23 protein-coding genes are annotated in these 25,336 nt (G+C 42.4%); 4 read left to right on the top strand and 19 right to left on the bottom strand.

Annotated features, from left to right (window positions below; translation table 11 throughout):
• Positions 1–16: 16 nt before the first annotated feature.
• From ACRWQM_RS02310 to metB, 8 genes are all read right to left on the bottom strand, one after another.
• Positions 17–400 carry a hypothetical protein gene (locus ACRWQM_RS02310; RefSeq protein ID WP_434931132.1) on the bottom strand — a complete coding sequence of 128 codons (384 nt, stop codon included), beginning with the start codon at positions 398–400 and terminating at the stop codon, positions 17–19.
• Between the two features lie 56 nt (positions 401–456).
• Complete coding sequence (locus tag ACRWQM_RS02305) at positions 457–1,821, bottom strand: alanine/glycine:cation symporter family protein (protein ID WP_434927248.1); 1,365 nt, start codon at positions 1,819–1,821, stop codon at positions 457–459.
• Positions 1,822–1,982: 161 nt separating this feature from the next.
• Positions 1,983–2,243: a cysteine-rich CWC family protein gene (locus ACRWQM_RS02300; protein WP_434931131.1), complete on the bottom strand. Its 261-nt coding sequence runs from the start codon at positions 2,241–2,243 to the stop codon at positions 1,983–1,985.
• Between the two features lie 103 nt (positions 2,244–2,346).
• Positions 2,347–3,405, bottom strand: a complete 1,059-nt coding sequence (locus ACRWQM_RS02295; protein ID WP_434931130.1) for a c-type cytochrome — start codon at positions 3,403–3,405, stop codon at positions 2,347–2,349.
• A 9-nt stretch (positions 3,406–3,414) separates the two neighbouring features.
• Positions 3,415–4,050, bottom strand: a complete 636-nt coding sequence (locus tag ACRWQM_RS02290; RefSeq protein ID WP_434931129.1) for a c-type cytochrome — start codon at positions 4,048–4,050, stop codon at positions 3,415–3,417.
• Between the two features lie 267 nt (positions 4,051–4,317).
• Complete coding sequence (metF, locus tag ACRWQM_RS02285) at positions 4,318–5,202, bottom strand: methylenetetrahydrofolate reductase (protein WP_434931128.1); 885 nt, start codon at positions 5,200–5,202, stop codon at positions 4,318–4,320.
• 265 nt (positions 5,203–5,467) lie between these two features.
• Positions 5,468–7,861, bottom strand: coding sequence for a bifunctional aspartate kinase/homoserine dehydrogenase II (locus tag ACRWQM_RS02280; protein WP_434931127.1), 2,394 nt, complete (start codon positions 7,859–7,861; stop codon positions 5,468–5,470).
• 21 nt (positions 7,862–7,882) lie between these two features.
• Entirely contained in the window at positions 7,883–9,055 is a 1,173-nt protein-coding gene (gene metB, locus ACRWQM_RS02275) for a cystathionine gamma-synthase (RefSeq protein ID WP_434931126.1), read from the bottom strand.
• Positions 9,056–9,262: 207 nt separating this feature from the next.
• Here metB and metJ point away from each other — a divergent pair, with 207 nt between their 5' ends.
• Positions 9,263–9,577 carry a met regulon transcriptional regulator MetJ gene (metJ, locus tag ACRWQM_RS02270; RefSeq protein ID WP_188840950.1) on the top strand — a complete coding sequence of 105 codons (315 nt, stop codon included), beginning with the start codon at positions 9,263–9,265 and terminating at the stop codon, positions 9,575–9,577.
• A gap of 173 nt (positions 9,578–9,750) precedes the next feature.
• The gene (locus tag ACRWQM_RS02265; protein ID WP_434931125.1) at positions 9,751–10,482 is read left to right on the top strand and encodes a sulfite exporter TauE/SafE family protein; all 732 of its coding nucleotides are present in this window, start codon (positions 9,751–9,753) and stop codon (positions 10,480–10,482) included.
• Between the two features lie 24 nt (positions 10,483–10,506).
• Here ACRWQM_RS02265 and ACRWQM_RS02260 read toward each other — a convergent pair whose 3' ends face one another.
• The 3 genes from ACRWQM_RS02260 to ACRWQM_RS02250 all read right to left on the bottom strand — a co-directional run bounded on the left by ACRWQM_RS02260 (position 10,507) and on the right by ACRWQM_RS02250 (position 13,294).
• On the bottom strand, positions 10,507–11,448 hold the full coding sequence (locus ACRWQM_RS02260) for a pseudouridine synthase (RefSeq protein WP_434931124.1): 942 nt from the start codon (positions 11,446–11,448) through the stop codon (positions 10,507–10,509).
• 43 nt (positions 11,449–11,491) lie between these two features.
• Entirely contained in the window at positions 11,492–12,070 is a 579-nt protein-coding gene (locus tag ACRWQM_RS02255) for an LON peptidase substrate-binding domain-containing protein (protein WP_434931123.1), read from the bottom strand.
• Positions 12,071–12,238: 168 nt separating this feature from the next.
• Entirely contained in the window at positions 12,239–13,294 is a 1,056-nt protein-coding gene (locus ACRWQM_RS02250) for an alpha/beta hydrolase (protein WP_434931122.1), read from the bottom strand.
• Positions 13,295–13,385: 91 nt separating this feature from the next.
• Here ACRWQM_RS02250 and ACRWQM_RS02245 point away from each other — a divergent pair, with 91 nt between their 5' ends.
• Complete coding sequence (locus tag ACRWQM_RS02245; protein WP_434931121.1) at positions 13,386–13,847, top strand: YhcH/YjgK/YiaL family protein; 462 nt, start codon at positions 13,386–13,388, stop codon at positions 13,845–13,847.
• A gap of 111 nt (positions 13,848–13,958) precedes the next feature.
• On the opposite strand, the gene ACRWQM_RS02240 is transcribed toward ACRWQM_RS02245, so the two are convergent.
• A complete protein-coding gene (locus ACRWQM_RS02240) occupies positions 13,959–14,492 on the bottom strand; it encodes an NUDIX hydrolase (protein ID WP_434929144.1) in 534 nt (177 codons plus the stop codon).
• A 256-nt stretch (positions 14,493–14,748) separates the two neighbouring features.
• Here ACRWQM_RS02240 and ACRWQM_RS02235 point away from each other — a divergent pair, with 256 nt between their 5' ends.
• Positions 14,749–17,043, top strand: a complete 2,295-nt coding sequence (locus ACRWQM_RS02235) for an aminotransferase class V-fold PLP-dependent enzyme (RefSeq protein ID WP_434931120.1) — start codon at positions 14,749–14,751, stop codon at positions 17,041–17,043.
• Between the two features lie 183 nt (positions 17,044–17,226).
• Here the strand turns inward: ACRWQM_RS02235 and ACRWQM_RS02230 are convergent, their stop codons facing one another.
• The 7 genes from ACRWQM_RS02230 to ACRWQM_RS02200 all read right to left on the bottom strand — a co-directional run bounded on the left by ACRWQM_RS02230 (position 17,227) and on the right by ACRWQM_RS02200 (position 25,322).
• Entirely contained in the window at positions 17,227–19,296 is a 2,070-nt protein-coding gene (locus ACRWQM_RS02230) for a PhoX family protein (protein ID WP_434931119.1), read from the bottom strand.
• A 318-nt stretch (positions 19,297–19,614) separates the two neighbouring features.
• Positions 19,615–20,505, bottom strand: coding sequence for a cold adaptation protein AtcC (gene atcC / locus ACRWQM_RS02225; RefSeq protein ID WP_434927262.1), 891 nt, complete (start codon positions 20,503–20,505; stop codon positions 19,615–19,617).
• An 11-nt stretch (positions 20,506–20,516) separates the two neighbouring features.
• A complete protein-coding gene (gene atcB / locus ACRWQM_RS02220; RefSeq protein ID WP_226413079.1) occupies positions 20,517–21,278 on the bottom strand; it encodes a cold adaptation protein AtcB in 762 nt (253 codons plus the stop codon).
• On the bottom strand, positions 21,278–21,808 hold the full coding sequence (gene atcA, locus ACRWQM_RS02215; protein ID WP_226413077.1) for a cold adaptation protein AtcA: 531 nt from the start codon (positions 21,806–21,808) through the stop codon (positions 21,278–21,280). Before atcA ends, atcB begins: the two co-directional genes overlap by 1 nt.
• Before the next feature lie 7 nt (positions 21,809–21,815).
• Positions 21,816–22,100: a cold adaptation protein ActJcold adaptation protein ActJ gene (atcJ, locus tag ACRWQM_RS02210; protein ID WP_434927265.1), complete on the bottom strand. Its 285-nt coding sequence runs from the start codon at positions 22,098–22,100 to the stop codon at positions 21,816–21,818.
• 465 nt (positions 22,101–22,565) lie between these two features.
• Complete coding sequence (locus ACRWQM_RS02205; protein WP_434927266.1) at positions 22,566–23,759, bottom strand: HD-GYP domain-containing protein; 1,194 nt, start codon at positions 23,757–23,759, stop codon at positions 22,566–22,568.
• A 315-nt stretch (positions 23,760–24,074) separates the two neighbouring features.
• Complete coding sequence (locus ACRWQM_RS02200; protein ID WP_434931118.1) at positions 24,075–25,322, bottom strand: DEAD/DEAH box helicase; 1,248 nt, start codon at positions 25,320–25,322, stop codon at positions 24,075–24,077.
• Positions 25,323–25,336: the final 14 nt, after the last annotated feature.

Below are 25,336 nucleotides of genomic sequence, written 5' to 3'. Positions count from 1 at the left end.
ACGAATCACTCTAGAATCAATCAATAAGATATCCAGTCCCTCGACACTCAATCAATAAGCTACATTGTCCATAGCTTGAGCGTTTACACTCGTGCACTACCAAGGCATTTGCACCTCTTCGCTGGACTTGTGCTTTCAAAGACTTTATCAATGACTCATCACTGGGCGCCGTCTTATTTAAATCAGTCGGTCTATCCTGTTGACAATATGACGCGTCGACATTACCTAGGTCTTTGTATTGACGATTAAAGACGTATTGCTGGCTATAGACATCAACATCATTAGCCCTGATGTTTTGTTCACCAACATCAAATACATTAGTATTAAATTTAATTGATGAGCATCCTTGCAGTAACAATGACACCATAAGCATTAACATTAAAACCATAAAAGCTGGCATTGCAACATCCTTATTATATGTGGTCCTAATTAAAGCGCACTGGGTGTGCTTTAACCTTATAACGCTTTTTTAAGCGCTTTTTGTTTCGCAAAATACTCACGTGTTAAGCCAAACACTACCGGGCTTAATAACATCAATGCGATCAAGTTTGGCAGCGCCATCATCGCATTTAACGTATCAGCTAATAGCCAAATAAACTCTAATGAACTAATCGCACCAATCGGTACGACTAAGGTGAATATTAAGCGGAATGGCTTAACCGCTTTATCACCAAATAAGTACTGCACGCACTTCTCACTGTAAAAACTCCAGCCTAAAATGGTGGTAAATGCAAATATAGCCAGTGCAATTGCCACAATGTAATTTCCCAAAGGCAAGGCATGGGAGAATGCCAGCGAGGTCAATGCCGCCCCATTTTCACCCGATGTCCACGAGCCAGTAACAACAATAGCCAAGCCGGTGATAGAACAAACAATGATAGTGTCGATAAACGTACCTAACATTGCCACTAAGCCTTGCTTAACTGGGTTGTTAGTTTTTGCTGCTGCGTGGGCAATTGGCGCACTGCCTAAGCCTGCTTCATTTGAGAATATACCACGGGCCACACCAAAACGAATTGCCGCCCATACTGCAGCGCCAGCAAATCCACCTTGTGCCGCAACAGGGTTGAATGCACTGTGAACGATAAGCTCGAACGCTGCTGGTACTTGATCAATATACACCACTAATACAGCTAGTCCGGCAGTGATATAAAACACCGTCATTAATGGCACAAGTTTACCGGCAACTTCTGCAATGCGTTTAATACCGCCCATCAACACAGCACCAACTAATACCATTAGCACCACACCGGTAATCCAACTTGGTACACCAAAGTTACTGCTTAATGCGTCTGCTACCGAATTTGATTGCACAGTATTACCAATACCGAACCCTGCAAACATACCAAAAAACGCAAAGGCTGTGCCTAACCAGGCCCATTTTTTGCCTAAGCCATTTTTGATGTAATACATAGGGCCGCCAACATGATCGCCATTGCTGTCGGTTTCACGAAATTTAACTGCTAATACCGCTTCTGCAAATTTGGTTGCCATGCCTACTAATGCAGTACACCACATCCAAAACAAGGCGCCTGGACCACCTATGACAATTGCAGTGGCAACACCGGCAATATTGCCTGTACCTATGGTTGCTGAAAGCGAGGTCATCAAAGCATTAAAAGGGCTTACATCACCTTTTTCGCTTTCATCAGTGACCGTTCTCCCTGACCATAATAATTTAAAACCTGTGCCTAATTTTAAAATTGGCATAAATTTCAAACCAATAGATAAAAATAACCCTACGCCTAATATCATCACCAGCATGGGAACACCCCAAACGATGCTGTTAATATTACTTACTAAAAGTGTGACCGCTTCCATTTAATATCCCATGATTAACTAAATTATTATGTTTATTGTTATTTATGTTTTATCAATGCTGAAATTTATCGAACTCGAAGCATTATTTTCAGCAATTTTTTAGAGTACCTTGATTAGTGTATTTTTTGCAACAATCTAGCAACTAAAAATAGGTGTTTGATTCACGATGTCGAAGACTTAAAAATTTGTACTACGGGTAAGGCAGGTAAAGACATGCGTGCCATTTGGGCTAAACAGGATTGACAGACACATTGCTGCGCATTAATGCTGGCTTGAGGGTACGCTAGCTGATAGCGCTTGATCAGTTCGACCGCTGAATAATCTGACAATACACACCAACAAGTTAAAACATCTTGCCCACTGGCCATCATACATTGGTTCATTTGATCACAGATGGGGCAGTTTTTTGCAGACAAAGTCATACCTTTGCTAGTTATTATTAAATGCTGAATATTAATCGATAGCTGCTGAAAACTGACATCGCCCAGCTCAATCACTTCAAATTAGAACGATGTCAGTTATACACTATTTTTTTGGAAAATTAGCAGAAGAAGTACTGCCTAATACTGTTCCTGCAACACTTTGACCGTAAAAACCATCATGCTGATGATATTGGCTTCGTGTTTCAACCACATTGCCTTTAAATCTAGGGTCTTGAGGGCGATCTTGCGAATTAATATAAGCCGCGACGTCCCAAGCTTGTTGAGGAGTCAGTTGGACACTTTTACCCAAAGGCATGTTCTCATAGATAAAATCTGCCGCGGTATTGACTCTGTGCATGCCCGCGCCCCAATTAAAACTTTGTGCTCCCCATACTGGTGGCAGAGCAGCTACACCGGCAATGATTTGACCTTGACCATCTTGCCCGTGGCAAGATTGACAATGCGCTTGATATACCACTAAACCGCGTTCAGGAGAATAAGCTTGTTCAGCTTTAGGCACCGCGGGATAACCACGACCCGGTAATTGCGCTAATGCATTTTGATCCATTTTACTTGAGATGGCCTCAGGTAAAATAAAGTCATCGCGTTTTGCCCCTTTGACCAATTCACTGTCGCTTAACTCAGGGACAGGGCCAGCAACATTGTGCTGTAGCATTAATCCAGACATGCCCAACCAATATGAATAAGCTGATAACGCCACTAACTCTTTGCTGCCTGATTCAGGCGCTTTGCCATTCATCGAATAAGTAAAACAACCTTGTAACCGCTCTTCAAAACTATTTACTTTATCGTTTTTCTTACGGTAAGCCGGATACGCAAAATATGCTCCCCACAAAGGTGAGGCATTGGCTTTATTGCCCGCATTGAGGTGACAGTTAACACAATTAAGTTGATTGCCGACATACTTATCACGCAGTTGCTGAGTATTGACAAATAATTGGTAACCTAAGCGAACTTTATCGCCAAACTCGCCTGTTGGAATATCTGACAATGCCGCTGGCTGAAGGTAGGTTTGTTTAGCTTTAGGCACTGAAGGTAAAGCTTGCTGGCGATCAGGTAGCTCTGTAGCAATAACAGCAGCATTCATATTCAAGCTAAACAATACTGCTGCGCCTAAGATGATGTTTAATTGGAATTTCATGGCGTGTCCTTACTTAAGCGATGCAAAATAGTGGGCAAGTTTGTCAATTTCGATTGCGGTTAATTTACTGGCAACATTACCCATCATATTATCGGCATCGCCTTTGCGGGTGCCTTTTTGCCAAGCTTCAAGCTGGCTTTTAATATAACTGGCTTGCTGACCAGCTAAACGCGGAAATTGCTCAGCACCTATCGCAGAAGGACCATGACAAGTAAAGCAGGCGGGAATTTCGCGCGCCCAATCTCCTTGATAAGCGAGTTTTTCGGCGGGATCTGCAATCGCCACTTTATCACCACGGTATCGCAGCGTAATGTCATCGACGGCTTGAGAGGCAAAGTAGTCAGCGGCTACTTGAATATTATCTCCTTGTACCGTCATCGCCATAGGCTGCATTAGTGCATTTTGCCGTTGCCCAACTTGAAACAACTTGATCTGTTTAACCATGTAGGATGCTGATAAACCAGCTAATTTAGGTCCTGCAACATCAAGTCCCTGCCCTTGAGCACCATGACAACTCACACATACCTGCGCCGGAACGGGCACAGTCTGTAGTAACTCTTTGGGTGAAGACTCTGGAATGGATGCGCTCACATGTAGACTTACCATACTGCTCACGAATGTTGCAGCGATTATTATTTTATTCATCATCTCGCCCTTAAGAAGTCCGTATCTATATTCATCGGACAAACTATAGATGATTATTTAACCTATTAACACCGACTATTTTTCATCCATTTTTAATAAGTCATCTCAACTTGGGTTAAGAGATGAATAAGCGATATTAAAAAATATAATATTCAATTGCTTACGTAAAAATTGAACTTTGTGCTGAGGTTAAATACTAATAAGCCTCCGTTGCTATTACAACGAAGGCTTAATAAGTTTAACGATTCTGTCATTACTCAAGTGAAGTTACTTAGGGCGAACACCTAAGGTATGGCAAATAGCATAAGTCAATTCGGCACGATTTAAAGTATAAAAGTGGAAGTCTTTCACCCCTTCACGGGCTAATACTTTCACCATATCAATAGCCACGTTCGCACCCACCAATTGACGCGTGGCAGGGTCATCATCTAAACCTTCAAACTGACGGTGTAACCATGCAGGAATAGCCACATTAGTCATATCCGCAAAACGCTTAGTTTGCTTAAAGTTAGTTACCGGTAAAATACCTGGCACGATTTCAACATCAATACCCGCTGTAACACAGCGGTCGCGAAAACGAAGATACGACTCTACATCAAAGAAAAACTGAGTAATTGCGCGGTTTGCTCCGGCATCAATTTTCTTCTTTAGGTGAATTAAATCAGCTTGAGCATTGCGCGCATCCGGATGCACTTCTGGGTAAGCCGCTACCGAAATATCAAAATCAGCAACTGAGCGAAGTAAACGCACTAAATCATTAGCAAAACGAGTCGGCTTTGGGCTGCCATCGGGTAAGTCACCACGCAGTGCGACAATATCTTTAATGCCTGAATTCCAATAATGTTTGGCAAGTTCAATCAGCTCTTCATCGCTGGCATCCACTAAGGTTAAATGCGGTGCTGCAATTAAATTAGTTTCACTTTGAATACGCTCAATAACACTGTGAGTGCGGTCGCGCACGCCTGAATTAGCACCGTAGGTTACCGATACAAATTTAGGGTTTAATGGTTCTAAACGACGAATAGAATTCCACAGAATGGTTTCCATTTCTGGTGTTGAAGGTGGAAAAAATTCAAATGACACGTTGATATCACTTAACTCAGATAGGCTCTGATTTAACGACTGTGAGTGCTGGGCGTGATGAAAAGCCATTTTATATTTCCTTCAACTGCTTCGATGCGAACATCGATGGATTTAATACTCGGATGATGACTGTCTATTACTTTACTGCGACTTTATAATGGACGTTTAGACGTCCATATGTCTATATAGTAATTTAACTGACCATGAAGTCAAGAATAAATATTCATTGAATACGTATAACCACGATGAAGAATGTTCAATTTGAAGATGAAAAAAAAGCAAGACTCAAAAGAGTCTTGCTTAATTGAACTGGGTTGCTGTCAAAACAGCAGTATTATTCTTGCAATAAATCGCGACAAATATGCACTAGATCAGATTGAACAGCTGCCGCGGTGACTTCTCTACCCGCGCCTGGGCCACGTATAATCAGCGGATTACCTTGATAAAATGCACTGCGGATAACAAACACATTGTCGCCGGGCGTTAAATTGGCATAGGGATGATTACGGTCTACCCATTGAATGCCCACTTCAGCTTTCAATTTACCACCCACTTTATCTAATGCCGCCACATAACGTAGCACTTTATTTTGCTCTGCGGCGGCCACAAATTGCTGCAGCATTTCAGCATCAAGCTCATTAATGCGCTTTAAAAAGCCTGCTAATGTTAATTTAGCCAATGCTTCAGGCACTAATGAGTTTAGAGTAATGTCTTCTAACTCAATGGCTAAACCAATTTCACGCGCTAAAATAAGCAATTTTCGTTGCATATCTCGACCCGATAAATCATCACGGGGATCAGGTTCTGTAATCCCCAGCTCTTTCGCCTCAAGCACTAATTGAGAAAATGGTTTACTGCCATCATAGTTTTCAAATAACCAACATAAAGTACCTGAAAAAATACCGCCAACCGCTTCAATCGTGTCACCGCTATTACGTAAGTCATTTAACGCATGCTGAATAGGCAACCCAGCACCACAACTGGCGTTATAGCGCCAAAATAAACGTCGATTACACAGTTGCTGCTTTAGCTCTCGATAAAAAGGCAATGGTCCTGAACCCGCCAATTTATTAGCACTGACCACATGAATACCTTTAGCAAACAATTGTGGGTATTGTAAGGTCAAGGTGGCACTGGCACTGATATCAAGCGCGACTATCTCATCGCAAGACAGTTGCTCTAATTGGTCAAACAAACTGTCATAGGTCCATTCTGTACCTTGTTGCTCATATTGTTGCTGCCAGCTGTCTAAATTAACCCCAGCGTTATCAACAAAGGCCTTTTTAGAACTCACCAAACCGACTAATTCGACTGTGGCTTCTAAGTCTTTATTTAGCCCAAAGCGAGCACGTTTAAATAAATCTATCCACGCCTCACCAATATTGCCTATACCTAGCAGCAGTACGCCTATGCGCATTCTTGGGCCAGCACAGCGGCGATGTATTTTTTGAGTCAGTAAGCTAACCTGCCCCTGTGGCACTAATGTCACTAGGCTTAAGCCGTCTTGATAAACAGGTTTGGCATCACGACTTAGCAAACGGGCAAAGCTTTTACGATACAATTCTGCATCGGCACTGACCAAAGCCACTAGCCCCAAGTCGCATTGTGCCTGCAATTGCGTAATACCAAACTCAGCAGTTTGGGACATTAATAAAGACTGCACTTGTTTTTGCCTTTCTAATGTAAAAGCTAATTCATACTTATGTTGCGCCAATGACCAATAAGCCAATGGGGTTAAGCCCGCTTCGGTCAGTAATGTTAACAAAGGCTCTATCGCTGCGGCGGCTTTAAAACTAAATAACACCACTTCATTTAAACTGGTTACCACAGGCGCACTAGCTGACGAACTATGGGGGGCAATCAATGTAAAATCAGTGTGAGAGGCATAGCTTGAGCGTACGGCTAAACTCACTTCGGTATTGAACAAAGGCTGTAATGTACGTGAATGTAATACTGGAGAGCCCAGTCTAGCTAATCGATCGGCTTCAGCCAAAGACATGCTTTTTAGCAGTTTGGCATCATTAATTTTATTCGGGTCAGCATTAAATACCCCTTCAACATCGGTCCAAATTGTTACCCGATCAATATCAGCCAAACTGGCAATTAATGTCGCGCTAAAATCAGAACCATTTCGCCCAAGCAATAGTGTTTCACCCTGACTATTAGCACAAATAAACCCTGTAATGACTAAACGCTCATTAGGATGAGCCGCTAATAAAGCCTGCACTTTGGCTCGCGACTCTTCTACCCGAATATTAGGCACAGCACCTTCGTCAGCGACAAGTATTGAACAGGCGTCTACATGGGATGACGCTACACCAGATTCACGTAATAACGCCGCCATTAATCTTGCTGACCAACGTTCACCAAAACTCACCACATGGCTAATTTGATATTCATTGCGCTGTTCAAGTGATAATAAGCTAATCAATTGTGACTTGTCGGTCGACAAGCGCTCACGTAAATCACGTGCTTGCTCATTAGATAATAATTGTTCGATTAAGGTTTGCTGATAGCCGATTAATACTTGTAGCTCTTCTTGCCATAGCTGACCGGTTTCACGCAAATTGAGCAGCTTATATAAAAAGTTGGTACTTTTACCTGCCGCTGAAACAACAATTAAGTCATCGCTGTGACCATGGGTCAGTAAAATGTGGGCGACTCGGCGATAACAATCCGCATCGGCAAGACTTGAACCACCAAATTTATGTAAATGACCACGCGCCATGTATTACTCCTTAAACGACAACTACAGCGCTGCGACTGCAGCTAATGCGGCTTTAATATCTGCCACTAAATCTTCACCATCTTCAATACCAACAGATAGTCTCAATAATGTATCTTTAACGCCAGCCTCAAAACGGGCTTGGGCATCCATTGCTCTATGGGTCATAGTCGCAGGAACGGCTATTAAACTTTCCACTCCGCCTAAACTTTCAGCAACACTGAACAAGGTTAACGCATCTAAGAATGCTACAACCTCTGCTTCACCACCTTTTAGCTCGAAACTGAGCATAGCGCCAAAGCCTTTTTGCTGCTTTTTCGCAATCTCATGTCCTGGATGATCCGTTAATCCTGGATAATACACTTTTGCCACCACAGGACTTTGACATAGCACATCAACTATCTGTTTGGCATTGGCTTGATGTTCACGAATTCGCACTGCTAAAGTACGAATACCACGCAGAGTGAGGTAACTGTCAAACGCTGATCCCGTTAAGCCTAAGGTGTTTGACCACCAATGCAGTAACTCGCCGATATCTGGATCTTTAGCTACAACAGCGCCGCCAACCACATCACTGTGACCATTGATATATTTGGTCGTGGAATGGATAACGATATCAGCCCCTAAATTTAAAGGCTGCTGCAAAATAGGTGATAAAAAGGTGTTATCCACGGTAACCAATGCGCCAACTTCTTTTGCTGCATTGGCAATAGCGGCAATATCGACCACACGCAGTAATGGATTGGATGGGGTTTCTAACCACACCATTTTAGGCTTTTTGGCAATGGCTTCCGCTAATGCTGCCGCGTTGGTTTGATCAACGACGGCCAATTTAAACTGACCTTTTTTGGCCAGGTTAGTAAATAAACGGTAACTACCTCCATAGCAATCATGTGGCACAACCAATAAATCGTCTGGGCCTAATAAATGGGTCACTAGCGTAATGGCAGCCATACCAGTACAGGTTATCACTCCGGTAGCCCCTTGCTCTAATTTGGCTAAGGCTTCGCCTAAAATACAACGTGTTGGATTGCCTGAACGGCTGTAATCAAACTCACGCGGATTTTTATGGCCATCAAAAGAATAATTGGTCGATAAATAAATTGGCGGGACAACTGCACCATGTTGTGTGTCACTTTCAATCCCCTGTCGGACGGCGACAGTAGCATTGCTATGTTGTTTACAAGACTTGGTCATGATTGATTCCTAACATTACGAACACACAAAGAGATGTCTAGATGGCTAAATTTACCTAACTGAGCAGCTCAGGTCAACAAAAATAGACGTTTAGACGTCTAAACATAAAGAAATCTATTTGCAATGTGCACTAAAACACAGCAATAATTTGACTAGAAACTTTAAGGGTTTAAAATCTGCACCGTATTTAAAGTAAAGGGTGAGTTAATGACTGAGTGGAATGGCGACTATATTAGCCCATATGCCGAACACGGCAAGAAGAATGAACAAGTAAAAAAAATCACAGTTTCAATTCCGTTAAAAGTATTGAAAGTACTGACCGATGAGCGCACTCGTCGCCAGGTAAATAATTTACGTCACGCGACAAATAGTGAATTACTTTGCGAAGCTTTTTTACATGCTTACACGGGTCAACCATTGCCCGATGATCATGACTTATCAAAAGATGAGCCTGACAGCATTCCGCGTGAAGCGAAAGCATTGATGGACCAAATGGGTATTGAATGGGAAGACTTAGAGTAATTAATCACTTTTAAGTCATTTTACACCTGCTATTCATTCCATCAAGATGAATATCCTGCTTAGTCAGGGTAGTTATCTTGATGGAATTTTGTTTTTAGACACGATCAAACGATTGATATCAATCAATATACAAATGCTTGTGTTGAAAAACGTTAGTTACTAAGAGTCATTGCATGCCATTCATTGATCCCACCACGTTATTACTCGCCTCAGTTATTATCTTTTGCGGCGCATTAACCCAAAGCTTAATCGGTTTCGGTTTAGCCGTAGTCGCCAGTCCCTTACTGTATATTATCGACCCACAGTTAGTGCCCGTTCCAGTGATTGTGATGGGGTTTGCAATTTCACTAATGACCTTATTCAGAGAGCGTAGCCATTTAGAATTTAATGGTTTGCAATATGCGTTACTGGGCAGAATTCCGGGTGGTTTTTTGGGCGCAAGCTTACTATTGCTCGCCCCTCAACCAATATTAGGACTAGCCATTGCTGCCATTGTATTTACAGCGGTTTTATTAAGTATTTTTAAATTATCCGCACCTGTGAATCGGATAACCTTATTTATTGCGGGTATTGTTTCAGGTATTTTTGGCAACATTGCCGCCATTGGTGGACCGCCAATGGCTATTTTGCTGGCCGGAAAAGATGCCAGCCAATTTAGGGCGGCACTATCAGCCTTTTTTATCTTTAGCTCAATGATTGCACTGGCTATTTTAGCCATTGTAGGTTTAGTTGAAGTGAAGCACATTTGGCTTTCTTTAATGCTGCTTCCATCGGTATTCGCAGGCTATGTTATAGCAGGACGCATTGTCGGCAAAGTCGATAAAAACAAAACCCGCAAAGCCACCTTAATATTGTGTTCGTTAAGTGCGCTACTATTAACGGTAAAGTCATTAAATAGCCTTTAAAAACCTTTGTTAACATAGCTTAAATCACATAGTAAGTCCTTCACTGCACCAATCATTAACTTCATTAGTGATTGGGTCAACAAACTGCAAACGCTGCGCTAATAACTGTAATGGTTTGTCAAAATCATCATCGTCTTTAGCCTGCAGTCTGGGATAAAAACGGTCATGTAATAAAGGCATGCCTAAACTCTGCATGTGTACCCGTAACTGGTGGGTTTTACCGGTAACGGGTTCCAGTTCAAAAAGTCCTAGGTTATTGTTAATTTTGAGCAATGTAATCTCAGAATGACTATTACTAGGCCCGTCAACAATCTGCATGATAAAACTAGGTGTTCCTCGTTCGAGTCGATTTTTAACTGTCCAGTGATGTGGCAACATCGTCTGATTTAACGCGAAATCTTGTGGTAATTCGGCCACTGCTTGATAGGTTTTTTTAATCTTACCATCGAGAAAAAGTTGATGATAAGCATGTCGAGTGTCAGGATTTACCGTCATCAACATCACGCCAGCGGTGTCTTTATCAAGCCGATGAGCTGGGGCTATTGTGTCTATTCCAGTGCGAATACGTAAACGGTGTACTAAGCATTCATTCACATAATTACCACCAGGGGTAACCGGTAAAAAATGCGGTTTATAGACAATGATTTTATGATCATCTTGATAAAGAATTTGCTCGGTAAAAGGTACTTTTTTTTCAACTGCAACTTCACGATAATAATAAACCCGTTTGGTTGCGGCATATTCACTTTGGCAATCAATTGATTGGCCATCTTGCCAATGTACTTTGCCCTCTTTAATCCGTTGATCCCACGCTGAGGGTGATATTTGTGGAAACTTATCAATTAAAAAAGCCAACACTGTTGGATAAACTGTAGAGGATTCACTCGCGCGAGGTAAGACAACATAGGATGGCTGCGCCGCAATAGCGCCAGTAGGTAAAAGTGACTCGAGAGTAGATTTCGACATAAAAATTATCAGGGTACCGAATAGATACCCTTATATTATCAGGTTATACATCAACATGGGATTTTAGTAATTGCAGGACAAAATCCATGGTTTTGTGACAATTGGGCTGTTCCACCAAACGTAACTTATCACGACTATACATGGGCAAAACCTCTAACCAACGCTGACTCACCCAGGTCGCATCTTCTAAATGAATTTGTGAATACAAACCAAGTAAATCAGGGTTAACTTCATAAAACTGTTCAAGCGCTGCGCTGATAATTTCAAACTTACCCACTATCGGCTCATGGCGCCAATTCTGACAAGGTAGAGTACGTGCTATCCATACGCCATTGTGCTGTTTAGCTGCCGATAATACTTTTAAGCGTTGCTTACCTTCTAACACAATACTTAGCGACTTATCTTCTAGTTGGTGAAAGTCGATAATTTCACACTCGGTAATACTGCGATAACAGGGCAGTTCACTTTTAGCCTTTAGCGCTGCCATGGCTAAACCGTATTCACCTTTAAGCACTGATGCCACCAGCGCCAATTCAGCAGGAAAAGCAACCCTAAACTCGAGCCGGCCATTTGGCAACAACACCGCATCTTGTATCAGTAAAGCCATTTCACGTGTTTGCATTTTCGCCTCCAACACCATCAAGGTGAAGCACCAAAAAAAGCGAGCATCAATAAGATGCTGCTCCATATCAGTGTAGTCAACGATGAAAAAACCAACAGTAAATTAAGGTAAATTAATGCTAATGTACGACTGAAAATGCAACTTACTTTGTTCCACAATACCAGTAATTTACCAAGCCTCAAGATGATCCATTACGGTACCATTGGCCACAATAGTTGCTAACTCATCAGCTAACTTTTGGCTCTGTTTAATACTTGTTTGCCAATAATCAATCCGAGATTGGGTATCAAGATGCTTAAAATCTTCACGATCTGGAATTTTGCCATAGGGTAGCGAGGCAATAAATTCAGCCGATGGCGCCAGAATGAGCGCGTTGTGATAATTACTGCGGGCCTTACGCCATATCAGTGACTTATCAAACCAACCTGGGCTCATATGCGGGTAAAAATGTGGGTATAAGGTTAAGCCACTTTCTTTGGGTAGGGGTAAATCAAAATGATAATCGGTAATGCCACCATCGTAATACTTACCTTTTGGCAGACCATCAATGTCGCGCACTGGATCAAGTAATAATGGAATTGAACCTGTGGCGAGCAGTGCCTGGCGAATATTATTGTCAGTCAGTGCCATTTGCTTGGTTGGTAGGTCTTTTAAGCGCCCAAACGGAGATGCGGCATCTTTATGGCTCAGTAAAATACGTTCAAAATGCCATGCAATACTTTTACGGTTAACGCTATTACTGGCCGCAGCTAAGGCCAAACCAATGGCAATGCCAACCTTAGACTGGCTGCTATTCACATGACGGGCTCGACAGGCAATAATATGATCCCGAAATATCGGGTTAGCAATAATATCCGTCCCCGCTTTATCACCTAAAATACCATCAACCACACCCTGCACTTGTTGAGTGACTTGCTCTCTGGTGGGCACATCGTCATAACGCTGAGTGATATAAAAATGTTCTAATCGCTCATAGGCTGCTAAAGGGTTGTCTTGTCCTAAACATGCTAAACGCCATGCACCGGAAGAGGCTCCCAGCATATATAACGGATCTTGACGGTTCTTAAAAAACTCACCAAAAATATACTTGTCTAACCCTGCAATACCAATCCACTTAGGACCGCCTGAAGCGGCTAATAGCTGGGTAAACATACCTTGCTGTAAACCTTGCGCTTCTATCTGTTTAAAAGCGGTTTCACCTGCAATAAACCGTAATGCTGACAAATGTTGATCCTCTAATACTTGAAGAGTTAAAACAGTGATATTATTGCCATACTATGACACTTTCACTGCTGAATTATTCATTGGAACTCTTATGATTGTTGACACTTTAGCAAATCGCCACCTATATACAAAACTGCATCCACGTTTAGCCTTGGCATTAGCACACTTAGCTGAAACAGATTTTACCGCCAAAGCTGTTGGTAACTATGAACTAGACGGTAAAAACCTATTTGTTATCGTCAATGATTATGAAACAAAACCAAGAGAAATTGAGCCATTTGAAGTACATCAGCAATATATTGATGTTCAATATGTGGTCAGTGGTGCAGAAGAGTTCGGTTATTTACCGTTAGCGGATCAAACACCGTCTAAGCCGTATTATGACAAACATGATTATGCCGAGTTTGACTTCGAATCAAATAAACAAGATGCGGCATTTATTGCCTTAAAAACCGGTATGTTTGCTATTTTCTTTCCTGGTGATATACACATGCCAGGCACGTTTGCTACGCCGCAAAAAGTCCGTAAAGTGGTTATCAAGGTACGTATTTAACCGCCTATCTTGAACTTCAATCGTGTCACTAGAAAATGGAATAGCAGACATTGAGTGAATGTTATTGCACGTGTCATTGACCGCGACTTTAACCATAAAGTCGCCTTCGGCTTAGTTCAATAACTCTGCTTTAATCAACTGCAGTAAAAAGGTTTCTCTTTCTATCGATAAGCCTTTCTTGTCACTGCTAGCAATAGTTTCCAGATTATGGGAAATCGCGGTATCAATATCAATCCACACCGGGGTCATACCATTACTGATCTCGTGTGCTTCAAACTGGGTGTCACCCAATTCATCTTCAATTTGACATACATAGCAGTAAGACAGCATCTTGACCGATTCAAAACCGTCACGTCGCCATGGACGGTATTCTTGATACAAACCAAATGGAATGATGTCACCAGTGACATTAGCACCGGTTTCTTCCCGCAGCTCACGCACTAACCCTTGCACTATGTCCTCACCCGCATCGACCCCGCCGCCCGGCAGTGAATAGTCATGATAACGCTGGGTGTACAACATCAAAATATGGTTGCCACGAAGCACAATGGCACGGGCAGCCAAACGTGTCAGCATAGTGGACGAATTATTATCAATAAATGCTGCCGGCGTTTCAGGATGATAACGAGTGGTTAAATGACGCATCTTAGGGCCTGCTGACAAAAAAACGCATCATACGTTGCAAGGTGTTTTGGTTCAAGAAAGCGCTCGAAAAATACTTTAAACAAGGTAATCAAAGGTAAGCGTTCAACAAAGCTGATTAATAGAATCTTCAAAGATAAATCACCATAAGTTTAGGCTTGTAACTGATCACCAAACTGCTAATATAACAAAACGAAATTAGATATAACAAAAAGAAATATGCAGTTTCACCTAATAATACCAAGCAGAGTTGATCTAAATGAATAATAACCACGACCTGAGCCAAATATACCTAGATGCCAATGCGACAACCCCTGTGCTACCTCAAGCCGCCCAAGCTGCACTGTCGGCCATGGAGCTGCTGTTTGGTAACCCAAGTTCAAGCCACATCACCGGCCTTCGCGCCAAAGATTTAATGGAACAGACCCGCAACAAAGCGAAGCAAATACTAGGTTCTGAAAATGGCAAAATCATTTTCACCAGCGGCGCAACCGAAGGCATTCAAACCGCTATTCTGTCAGCATTAATCAGTGCCAGAGAAGCCTTAAAAGCCACTCAACAACGGGGCGAAGATTGCTATTTACTCTATGGCGCAACAGAACATAAAGCCGTGCCAGAGTCGCTTAAACATTGGAATGCCTTGCTTGGTATCAATGCAAAGGTCATCGCCATTCCGGTTGATGGTTATGGCAACTTAGATCATGACTTTATTAGTCAGTATGCGCCTAAATCATTAATGATTTGTACCATGGCGGTGAATAACGAAACCGGGGTATATCAAGACCTAAGCGCCTTAGAAAATACCATTCGCCAAGCCAGCAGCACTATTTTTTGGTTAGTGGATTGTGTACAAGCCCTTGGGAAAATATCGCTTAATCTGGCTCAAACCACTATCGACTATGCTCCCTTTAGTGGCCATAAATTGTATGCGCCAAAAGGCATAGGGTTTATTTATATCAGAGAAAATGCGCCACTTACGCCGGTCATTGCCGGTGGTGGACAAGAAAGCGGCCAGCGCTCAGGCACCGAAAACCTGCCAGGCATGGCGGCGATTAATGTTATTTTTGACCAACTGGTTGCAACAGACTCATGCTTTGCCAGTCATCAAACCTTACATGCATACCGCCAACAACTTGCCGACACCCTAAGGCAAGCTTTTCCGCAAATTGTGTTTAATCACAGCTTTGACAATAGCGTGCCAACGACACTGAACTTTGCAATTAAAGGCTTTAGCAGCAAAGAAATAATGGACTTATTTGACGCCGCTAATATTCGCGTTAGTTCAGGTTCTGCATGCTCATCTAAAGTCACCCGTAGCTTTGTGTTAGATGCTATGGACTTACCAGCCTGGCAAAGTGAGTCGGCTATTAGACTGTCTTTTGGCCCTGCCATGACACAAGCTGAAGTGAGTCAAGCTTGTCAGCGTATTATCAGTACCGCCCAAGCCTTAACCCAAAGTTGCATGGTGCTAGATAGAGCTAACATTGATGATAAAACCCCTTTAAATGGTTTAGTACAATTACGCTCAGGCGCTAGCTGCACCTGGGTTTATATCGAAACGGCGTCAAAGAAAGCGTTTATTATTGACCCTCTGCCAGAGTTAACAGAGCGTTTAGATACCTTACTGCAATGTCAGCAGTTAGATTTAATCGCCATTATTGATACCCACGGCCACGCTGACCACGTTTCAGGACGGGTATTGCTGGCGGAAAAACATCCGCAAAACATTCAGTGTGACGGACTAGGTTGGCCCCAAACTACCTTATCAGTGACAGAGAATGGCCGCCAATTGGAATACATTCAGTTGGCTGACAAATGGCTAGTCAAAGTGCCTACGCCTGGGCATACCGGTGACAGTATAAGCTTGCTACTGTGCCAGCCTTTAAGCGGCTCAGACACATTAGCCAGTAACACTTTATTTGCTTTTTGTGGGGACACTATTTTAATGGGCACCCTAGGGCGGACTAATTTCGACAGTAGCAGTGCAGTATCCATGTATGGCAGCATTCAATTACTCAGCTCTGTCTTAGCACCACAAAGCCTTATTTGTGCAAGCCATGATTATCAAAATGAATTTGCCACTCACTTAAGCGCTGAGTGCCTGCGCAATCCGTTATTACAACAGGTGAGTCAAAACACTATCACTGTGGATGAATTTGTGGCGCGTAAGTTAGCACTCGACAGCCAACTTAATGATCAAACCGGCAGTGAAATACTCTGCGGTGCTTTACCCACAGCGAGTTGCAGCAAACTTAAACCCATCACAGAGTATTCAGCAGCCAGTTTAGATATCGCCTTACATTCCTCTAAGGTTAAATTAATTGATATCCGCGAGCCCCACGAATATGCATTACACCATACGTCAAAGGCTTGTGAAAATGTGCCATTAACGCGTTTAGTGCAATTTATGCAACAACATCAGCATGATAAAGACAGAGAATGGGTGTTAGTTTGCCGTAGCGGCAGTCGATCTCTTGTGGCAGCTCAAGCTATGCAGCGCCTAGGGTTTTCACATATCGCCCACCTAAAAGGTGGTTATGCACTGGCTAATTAAGCCTGTCCTTTGTCGCGTAAACTGATTTAGAGACCGATGCGTTACGCTTGCTGAGGCTGTTGAAAAAACGTCATACTCAGCTAACAATAAAAAAGGCCCTAAGACTTTGCGTCTAGGGCCATTTTATTAACAAGCTGCACTGTTAAACAGGTGCTACTAGTAGGAGCTATTAAATCAGTCCGATTAAATGCCGATTTCGCCGCCATCGTTTTTACGGATCATCACAGTGGCAGCGCGAGGACGTAGCTGAGTACCCGCTGGAGTAACTTCAGTCGCGTTATTCGAGTATGGCCAGTTGCCTGGATGCTGGATGTTAACAAACGCGGTTTTATAATCTGGCGTAATTGCAAAACCGGTCACTTCACAATCATTAGGGCCAACAAAGAAACGCTTTAACTGCGCTTGTGTTTCAGCGCTAATCACTTGCTGCTTACCATCCGCATCAACCAAAGTAGAGGGCACAACCGCTAGCATTTGATCATTGGTATAAGAGGTCACTTCATCGGCACCGTTATCGGTTTGCACCCATAAAATACCACGGGCATCAAACGCTAAACCATCTGGGCTAGCAAATTGATTTAAGTCGTCTAAACCTGACAAGTTAGTCTCTGCATCACCGTCGGTTGGTGAACCAAATACAAAAATATCCCAGCTAAACTCGGTAGCTTTATCGCCTTCGTCCCAACGAATAACATGACCAAAACTGTTGTTTAAGCGAGGGTTAGCTGTGTTTGCTTCAGTACGCTTAGTGTTATTGGTTAATGTTAAATAAACACTGCCAGTAAATGGATCAACCGTTGCCCATTCAGGACGGTCCATCGGAGTTGCACCAACCAAGTCTGCTGCGCCGGCTGTGTTTAGAATAATCGCTGCTTGAGTATCAAAACTGCTGGCTAAGGTGCTGCCATCTTTTGTTACTGCATCTAAAGTTAATGGCAACCACTCACCCACACCGTCTTCACTAAACTTAGCCACATAAAGCGTACCCGCATTCATGTACTTATCACCCATAGCAATACGATTAGAGGTATTAGCATCGGCTGCATCCCACACGGCATCAGAGACAAATTTATATAAGTATTCAAAACGAGAGTCATGACCTGAATAGAAAGTAATTGGTTTGCCTTCTTCTAACTTACCAAAAGTACAGCCTTCATGGCGGAAACGGCCTAAGGCGGTACGTTTAACCGCGCGTGAATTAGGATTATACGGATCAATTTCAACAATATAACCGTGGCCATTAGCTTCATTACGGTAATCTTGACCCGCGCTATTACCTGACGGTGTAACGTCAAAACGCGCAAATTCATCAAGTCGTTCGTCATCATCACCGGCTAGGTGATCCCAGCCATAACGGGTACCTGATTTGGAAATACCAATACGTGTTTGGTCTGCTGGTAATGTGCCTTTATTGACAAAGTAACCTGGCCAATTTTCTTCACAGGTTAAGTAAGTGCCCCAAGGTGTGCTGCCATTACCACAGTTATTTAATGTACCACGGGCCTGACTGCCATCGGGTGAGTAACGTGTTTCTAAGTAACTGGTATAAGCCATAGGACCAGCAATGTCCATCACACTTGCGCCGGTAAAACGACGGTTATGGGCATCATTGCTAACCACTTCCCAGATGCCGTTATTGAGCTTAATGCGCACAACTGATACACCATGAGCATTAATCTCTTTGCGAATTTCATCAATTATGGTGCGCTTGCCATTGGCATCAAAGGTTGGTCCTGTTGGGTGCAGCGCATCTTCATCAATATATTCATGGTTAATACATAATAAACCATCATCATTTGAGTCATTAAGTGGGAAAAAATGCATACCATCATGATGCATACCCACTGAATTAGCCTGGTCTTCACCGGTATTGGTTCCATCTGCTTTCCAGGCCGCGGCTTTGGCGTTCAATGGAGTTCCCCATGGCGCAAGCACGTACGCTGAATAACCGGCAGGAATCGCCACTGCGTCGGTTTTTGAACCAGCAATAGAATCAAAACCTAATACCGCAGAGCTTTTTGTTGGCGGAGTTGGAGTCGGTGTAGGCGTAGGAGTCGGTGCTGGATCGGGTGTTACAGTATTGTCGTCTGAGCCACATGCGGTTAATCCCACACCGGCGAATGCGGTCATCGCACTGATCCCTAGGCCTCTTTTAACAAAGTTACGACGAGATAAATGTTTTTCCATCACCTGGGCAAATGGCGTGTTATCGCTTTGGTTAAAACGTCGTGGATCAAATGTCGCTTTGCTCATAATATGTCCTTTGAATATCTAGGTGTTTTCGAGATCGTTGTCATCTGCAACAAGTAAACTTTCTTTTTATAAGATTAGTTTCCGGACATAAGATAAGCGGGGTTTATGACAATTGAGCATAAATTAGATGACAGAAAAGTGGCAGTTTAAAGACAGCAGGCTAATGCTAAAAAAATAACTAAAAAAATAGCGACTCAAGGTCGCTATGTTTATTGTTGGGACTAAGTTGGAACTAAATAAGACCTTAAGCGCCATTACGCTAGTAGCGTCTAAAATCTAGCTGTTTCTATAAATCTAACTCACTATAAGCCTAACTCACTACAAATCTAAGTATAGCGGCCAACCCAGTAAGCCGTGTAGGCCTTCTTTTTGCTCGAATCGCTCAAGCTTCTCCAGGCTTGCGCCTTGCATTTGCAACTCGCGATAGCCTTTAGCAAAACTTAAGGTACGCAGTAAACCTTGAATGTAATGCTTGCTTAAATCTTGACGGATTATCTCAGCCAAATCTTGAGGCAATTTAGCAATGGCATTTTCAGTTTGCGCCATCAAATAATCGCCATTAAACCAAGCATCATCAAGTTCAATTTTACCTAAGCGTTTTTTAAGATCTTGTCTTACGCCGCGATCAGCAAATAAGGTGCGATAAATCACCGCTTCAGCCAATACAGCTTCAAGATTAAGACAATCTAAAGGGTCGTGATCTGAGGTAACATAAAACGCCTGCAATAGCGCTTTAATACCTTGCTGACGTTGATGCTCGGTTAACGCACTTTGATAACTTTGCCAGCCCAACCATTCTTCCATATCCGGCGGGCTAGACACATTTTCAAGTAAGCTTTCGCTCACATCACCATAAAGTGATTTGTTGGTGTTCAAACTGCTTGCGTGGGTGAGCAAGCTCCAGCCCTTTTGAAAGCACTTAAGTACCCCATCAGGACCTTGCAGCAAAGGTAAAGATGCTGCAGGCTCTTGGCCTGTTAAGGCAATAAGCCCTATGCTGACCACACCAATAACATCGTGTGCTGCATGTTCTAACAAGTGCACTTTATGCTTGTTGTAGAACTTATCAGCCAGCTTAAGGCTCATTAAAATCGCCTTAGCCTTTATTTGTTCGAGCTCATCTTGGCTTAGTTTGTTTTCGCTTTGACCGTAAGCTATCACTTTTGTCAGGTATGGCCCTTGATTTGGGTCCCGTAATGCCAGTTGCATAGTTGGAATCCTTAATCTAAAAAGCTAAACATATCGTCGACTTCCGCATATTCATCGGCCACTTGGTTTTTATCTTTCGCCTGTAAAACCAATTCATTAACGAACTTAGCGATGATTTGCTCCCAGCCAGAACTTTCGTTGCGCAGTAAGTTTTTAATCGACTTGGCAACCTCTGGTGTAAGCTCTTGAATAAGCGCCATTAAGCTGCGTGGGTCGTCCATGCTAAGGCTGTGCGACTCTTCATTGGCATGCCAATTGTCATAACCCACCGTTGTACCGTCGTCTTCATCGTCATAATGATCTCGTTCAGGTGAGCCTTCCTCTGCTTCACTGGGCGCAAGAATAAGCTCAATAAAAGGAATAGATAAATAAAACAGACCAGCAGGATCATCGGCAATACATTCCAAAATAGCGGCTTGTTTTTCTTCACTGCCTTGAATGCGGATTAAATACGTTAAAAACTCAAAGGTGTGAGCAAGTAGCTCATCGGCATTGGTCTTTATTTGCTCTTCCCAATATAAGGGCTGCTGACAAACGATGTCACGAATTTGCTCTGGGCTCATCAACTCAGACATGATTGACGGGCAAGAAATGTCATGATGGCTGTTGATTTGCGTCAGAGTAACGATATCCATCAACTCAATAACGTCCACAAGTTGGGCGTCTGTCATGGTATTAGCGATGATCTCAAAACGCTTGCTGGCTTGCTGTGGTTCAACGTCAGCAAGTTGCTTTATTTCTTGAGCGGTAATTTCAATCAAACTGGTTGTCATTATCTGTCCTCGTCATCGTATTGATCGTAATAGCCTTCTTCGTCGCTATCATTATCGTCATCATCATAGTCGCTATTAGATTGGCCATATTCTTCATCGTCATCTTCATGCGCTGGCTTGGCTTTTTTCTTCGAGCCATTGGCTTCTTGATTAAGCAAATACAATACCGCGCAGCTTTCAATTAGTAACGACTCGCCTTGGGCGCGTACCGCTTGCACTAAAGGGATATCGCCATTATTAAAAGCGATACTGACCTTAAACTCGTCCCACTCTGGTTGGATAGCATTATCTATCCAATGCGCCCATTTAAGTAAGGCGTCAGGGGCAAACTTAACCTGGCCAAATAAGGCAACGGGTAAGTATTCTGGTACTGAAGACAGCATGCTGATATCAGCCAGTAAAATTTCTTTTATCTGACGAGAAAAATTTTCTAATGCCTTTGGGGTATCGGGGTCGTTATATGACTCGATATTGTCATAGGCATTGTTTTTAAGCTCATGGATACGAGCAATATTTAATGATTTGGCCATGGGATACTCAAGGGTAAAATTGGTCCCACAGCTCGCGCATTGCGGCGGTAGGATCTGTCACTATCACGTTATTAAAGTCTTTGATGAATGCGTTTCTGAGTTTTTTATCACTTAGCACGTCATAAGCTTTCTTAACTCTTTGCAGTTGCACTTCTGCTTGCTGCCGTTCTTCATCTGAGGCTAAGAGTAGTTTATCTGGGTGATACTTGTTGGATAAACGTTTATAGGCTTTTTTTATTTCATCTTCTTTGGCACTGGCTTTAACACCCAGTACAGTGAAGTGGTTAATCATAAAGGTTACCTGTAGGCGAAAAGCTGTCGATAGATATCACATATTTAAAGCACGTATTCTAAGCACAATCCATTAATCGTTGAGGTTAATCTGCAACATTAGCGGGCGTAGAATATCGGATCAGTGATGATAACAGAAACAGCCCTAATTCAGCAATCAAGATACAAAGGCTAATTGGCCGATTAAGCCAGTATTATGATTGCAAATATTGAGACGTATTCATCATTTCAAACTTAAGACTACGATTGGTAAACGTCAGAATTACAACACTTTAAAGCTGTAATCAAGCCCTTTTTAACGTAACGCCTTTTCACTTCAGTGACGGTAACCTTTGTTATAATTCAAGTATAGGAACTGCATGGGATATTATCTAAAAACTGGGAGGTAAATGAAAGCGGTTAGCAATGTGACAAATCAAACGTTGAACTCACTTAGATTAAAGTTAAATTGGCACTATTTTACACGCTAACCCTCATGAGCTAAATACTCAATAATTTGTTCCATATTGAGATTAAAATCATCTGCACGGACACATTTAACGATTAAGTCGTCGGTGACTGTAGCCAAATCAATTTTTTGTCCTGTTTCAAAGTGATTGGGTTTTAAATGATAAAACGGTTTCACAAGAGGGCGAATAGGGTCTTTCGGGTTATGGCCTTCGACAATAGCTAGCCTATTTGACTCGAGAAGCACCACTGAGCCAACAGGGTAAACCCCCATACAACGAATAAATTCATCAACTAAGTCTTTATCTAATTCATTTTTTTCAGCTAATACTCGTAAAATACTAAAGGCTTTTACTTGGGCATAGCCTTGCTTATAGCAGCGGTGTGAAGTAAGCGCATCGAAAATATCGCAAATGCTGATCATTCTTCCGTAAAGGGTAATTTTTTCTGCGGCGACGCCAAATGGATAACCTAACCCATTGATTTTTTCATGGTGTAAGCTTGCAACCTCGAGACTAAGCTGACTGATTCCTGGGGTATTTTTCATGATTTCAATCGAGTAATTGGCGTGAGTTTTCATAATATGAAACTCTTCATCGGTTAATTTATCGGGTTTATTCAGAATACGATCGGGGATCATAATTTTACCGACATCATGTAAAAAAGCACCGATAGCGAGTTGGTTAACAATCTCTTTATCGATTTTTTTATACACGGCAAACATCGTCATCAATACCGATACTGACACTGAGTGCTCAAGCAAATATTCATCTTTATTGCGAATATTAAGTACACACGAAAGCGCATTGGGGTTATTGAAAATTAAATCTGTCGATTCGGAAGTAATTTTTTGAACCGGGTCCATGTCTAACGGCAAACCATGTTGTGCATTATGGAATAACTTTTTTTGGATATTTTTAGATTCATCAAAAACTTGGCGAGCTTTGGCTAATTCGTGATTAAAAAAGTTAGTTGTAACAGGCTTAGTCGCTGTTATCTTTGGAGGTATTGGTACGTTTTTAACAATTTCAATTGTCTCTGTTTTACTGGTATCAATTAACAGCTTAGTGACAGATTTGCGCTTTAATGCTTCGATAACACGCTCACTTTTAAGCACCCCAGGCTTAGCTAACGAAAACGTATCTTTAGGTTCAGTGATTTCGACCACATACATCCCAACACATACGTCTGCAATGTCATGTTCAATCAGCATAAATGGTTCCTTGGGGCTATTTACTAACATTAAATAAATTAACAGCTCGGCATGTTCTGCATCCTGTATATTACAAGATAGCTTATTTATTAATGTAATATAAGCGAAATGACGATCCGCTCAAGCTTTGCCACAAGAATAACTCCACCTACAATCGCGGCAGGAACCATCGACAGCAGGTTTAGTTTTTCCAGAAAAAAATAGCTATGTTCTTAATTCATGGTGTCTTAAGTATAATAGGTAGTTGCTGCGCATCACAGAAGCGCTTATACCTAGTTTACCTGATTAACATCTACAGCCTTTTGAAACACCATTCTAACGTTTTGATTGCGCCAATGCTTTTTGCCTAGCTTGCTGCTTTAACGAGCCTTTCTTGGTTTTACGGGTTACGGGGGCAACTTTGGTTAAATCGGGCTCAAAACCTGGGTACCATTGTTGTGGCAAACGCTTATCTAAATAAGCTTCTAGTTTTATTAAAAACGGTTCATCGTCGACACTTAATAAGGTAATGGCATAACCAGCTTGGCCTGCTCTGCCAGTGCGTCCAATGCGGTGCACATAGTCTTCAAGCTTAAACGGCAGCTCCATATTCACCACATAATCCAACTGCGCAATATCAATTCCACGTGCGGCAACATCGGTGGCAACTAGCGCGGTTAATTGGCCAGCTTTAAAGTCAGTAAGTACTTGCTCACGTATTGATTGCGATAAGTCAGCATGCAAAGCCGCCACTTTTACCCCGCGTTGGCTCATTTGTTTCACCAACACATCGGCATCTTGCTTGGTACGGCTAAAAATCAATACTTGTTGCCATTTTTCAACGGTTATAAGCTTACACAGTAAATCACATTTTTTATGTGCATCGACATTATAAACTCGCTCTGTCACCGTGACTGCGGTTTGATTGCGGGCGTGGGTTTCAATCACTTTAGCCTGGGTAAGTAACCGCTTACTAAATGAAAAAATACGGTCATCTAAGGTAGCGGAAAATAACAAGGTTTGCCGCTGTTTAGGTAAGCGTTTTAATACTTCGATGATTTCATCTCTAAAGCCCATGTCTAACATGCGGTCGGCTTCATCAATGACAAAGTAATCAACCGCAGATAAGCTGGTTGCCCGTCGACGTAATAAGTCCAATAATCGGCCTGGGGTGGCGACAATAATATCAACCCCAGCAGCTAACTCACTAATTTGAGCTTGGGTGCTAACACCACCGTAAAGTAATGCCGCCTTGAGATCAGTATCAGCCATCAACTGAGTTAAATTATGGTGTACTTGTTGGGCTAATTCGCGGGTAGGGGTTAATACTAATGCTTTCACCTTTCTAACTGGGGTTGAACTAGCTGTGTCAATTTGACTATCTTGCAGACTGAGTAATTGATGCAGGATCGGCAGGCAGAATGCTGCGGTTTTACCCGTACCAGTTTGAGCACCGGCCATGACATCTTTACCCGATAAAATAACCGGTATTGCTTCTGCTTGAATCGCCGTAGGTTGGGTAAAGTTCAGCGCACTTAAACGTGATAATAATTGCGGATGTAATGCTAGCGCGCCAAAAGACATGTGGTTCTCCCAAA

It is taken from the genome of Shewanella sp. HL-SH5 (genome assembly GCF_051163755.1).
Classification (GTDB): Bacteria; Pseudomonadota; Gammaproteobacteria; order Enterobacterales; family Shewanellaceae; genus Shewanella; species Shewanella glacialimarina.
The sequence above is the reverse complement of the archived record's forward strand: the minus strand, read 5'-3'. Positions and strand labels throughout refer to the sequence as shown.

What these genes read in the sequence shown, in the direction of transcription:
- ACRWQM_RS02235 (WP_434931120.1), top strand. Translation starts at nt 14,749, where the DNA reads ATGAATAATAACCACGACCTGAGCCAAATATACCTAGATGCCAATGCG.
- ACRWQM_RS02295 (WP_434931130.1), bottom strand. Translation starts at nt 3,405, where the DNA reads ATGAAATTCCAATTAAACATCATCTTAGGCGCAGCAGTATTGTTTAGC.
- atcB (WP_226413079.1), bottom strand. Translation starts at nt 21,278, where the DNA reads ATGACAACCAGTTTGATTGAAATTACCGCTCAAGAAATAAAGCAACTT.
- metF (WP_434931128.1), bottom strand. Translation starts at nt 5,202, where the DNA reads ATGGCTTTTCATCACGCCCAGCACTCACAGTCGTTAAATCAGAGCCTA.
- metJ (WP_188840950.1), top strand. Translation starts at nt 9,263, where the DNA reads ATGACTGAGTGGAATGGCGACTATATTAGCCCATATGCCGAACACGGC.
- atcC (WP_434927262.1), bottom strand. Translation starts at nt 20,505, where the DNA reads ATGCAACTGGCATTACGGGACCCAAATCAAGGGCCATACCTGACAAAA.
- ACRWQM_RS02265 (WP_434931125.1), top strand. Translation starts at nt 9,751, where the DNA reads ATGCCATTCATTGATCCCACCACGTTATTACTCGCCTCAGTTATTATC.
- ACRWQM_RS02280 (WP_434931127.1), bottom strand. Translation starts at nt 7,861, where the DNA reads ATGGCGCGTGGTCATTTACATAAATTTGGTGGTTCAAGTCTTGCCGAT.
- ACRWQM_RS02300 (WP_434931131.1), bottom strand. Translation starts at nt 2,243, where the DNA reads ATGACTTTGTCTGCAAAAAACTGCCCCATCTGTGATCAAATGAACCAA.
- ACRWQM_RS02310 (WP_434931132.1), bottom strand. Translation starts at nt 400, where the DNA reads ATGCCAGCTTTTATGGTTTTAATGTTAATGCTTATGGTGTCATTGTTA.
- ACRWQM_RS02245 (WP_434931121.1), top strand. Translation starts at nt 13,386, where the DNA reads ATGATTGTTGACACTTTAGCAAATCGCCACCTATATACAAAACTGCAT.
- metB (WP_434931126.1), bottom strand. Translation starts at nt 9,055, where the DNA reads ATGACCAAGTCTTGTAAACAACATAGCAATGCTACTGTCGCCGTCCGA.
- ACRWQM_RS02200 (WP_434931118.1), bottom strand. Translation starts at nt 25,322, where the DNA reads ATGTCTTTTGGCGCGCTAGCATTACATCCGCAATTATTATCACGTTTA.
- ACRWQM_RS02240 (WP_434929144.1), bottom strand. Translation starts at nt 14,492, where the DNA reads ATGCGTCATTTAACCACTCGTTATCATCCTGAAACGCCGGCAGCATTT.
- ACRWQM_RS02305 (WP_434927248.1), bottom strand. Translation starts at nt 1,821, where the DNA reads ATGGAAGCGGTCACACTTTTAGTAAGTAATATTAACAGCATCGTTTGG.
- atcA (WP_226413077.1), bottom strand. Translation starts at nt 21,808, where the DNA reads ATGGCCAAATCATTAAATATTGCTCGTATCCATGAGCTTAAAAACAAT.
- ACRWQM_RS02230 (WP_434931119.1), bottom strand. Translation starts at nt 19,296, where the DNA reads ATGAGCAAAGCGACATTTGATCCACGACGTTTTAACCAAAGCGATAAC.
- ACRWQM_RS02260 (WP_434931124.1), bottom strand. Translation starts at nt 11,448, where the DNA reads ATGTCGAAATCTACTCTCGAGTCACTTTTACCTACTGGCGCTATTGCG.
- atcJ (WP_434927265.1), bottom strand. Translation starts at nt 22,100, where the DNA reads ATGATTAACCACTTCACTGTACTGGGTGTTAAAGCCAGTGCCAAAGAA.
- ACRWQM_RS02290 (WP_434931129.1), bottom strand. Translation starts at nt 4,050, where the DNA reads ATGAATAAAATAATAATCGCTGCAACATTCGTGAGCAGTATGGTAAGT.
- ACRWQM_RS02255 (WP_434931123.1), bottom strand. Translation starts at nt 12,070, where the DNA reads ATGCAAACACGTGAAATGGCTTTACTGATACAAGATGCGGTGTTGTTG.
- ACRWQM_RS02205 (WP_434927266.1), bottom strand. Translation starts at nt 23,759, where the DNA reads ATGCTGATTGAACATGACATTGCAGACGTATGTGTTGGGATGTATGTG.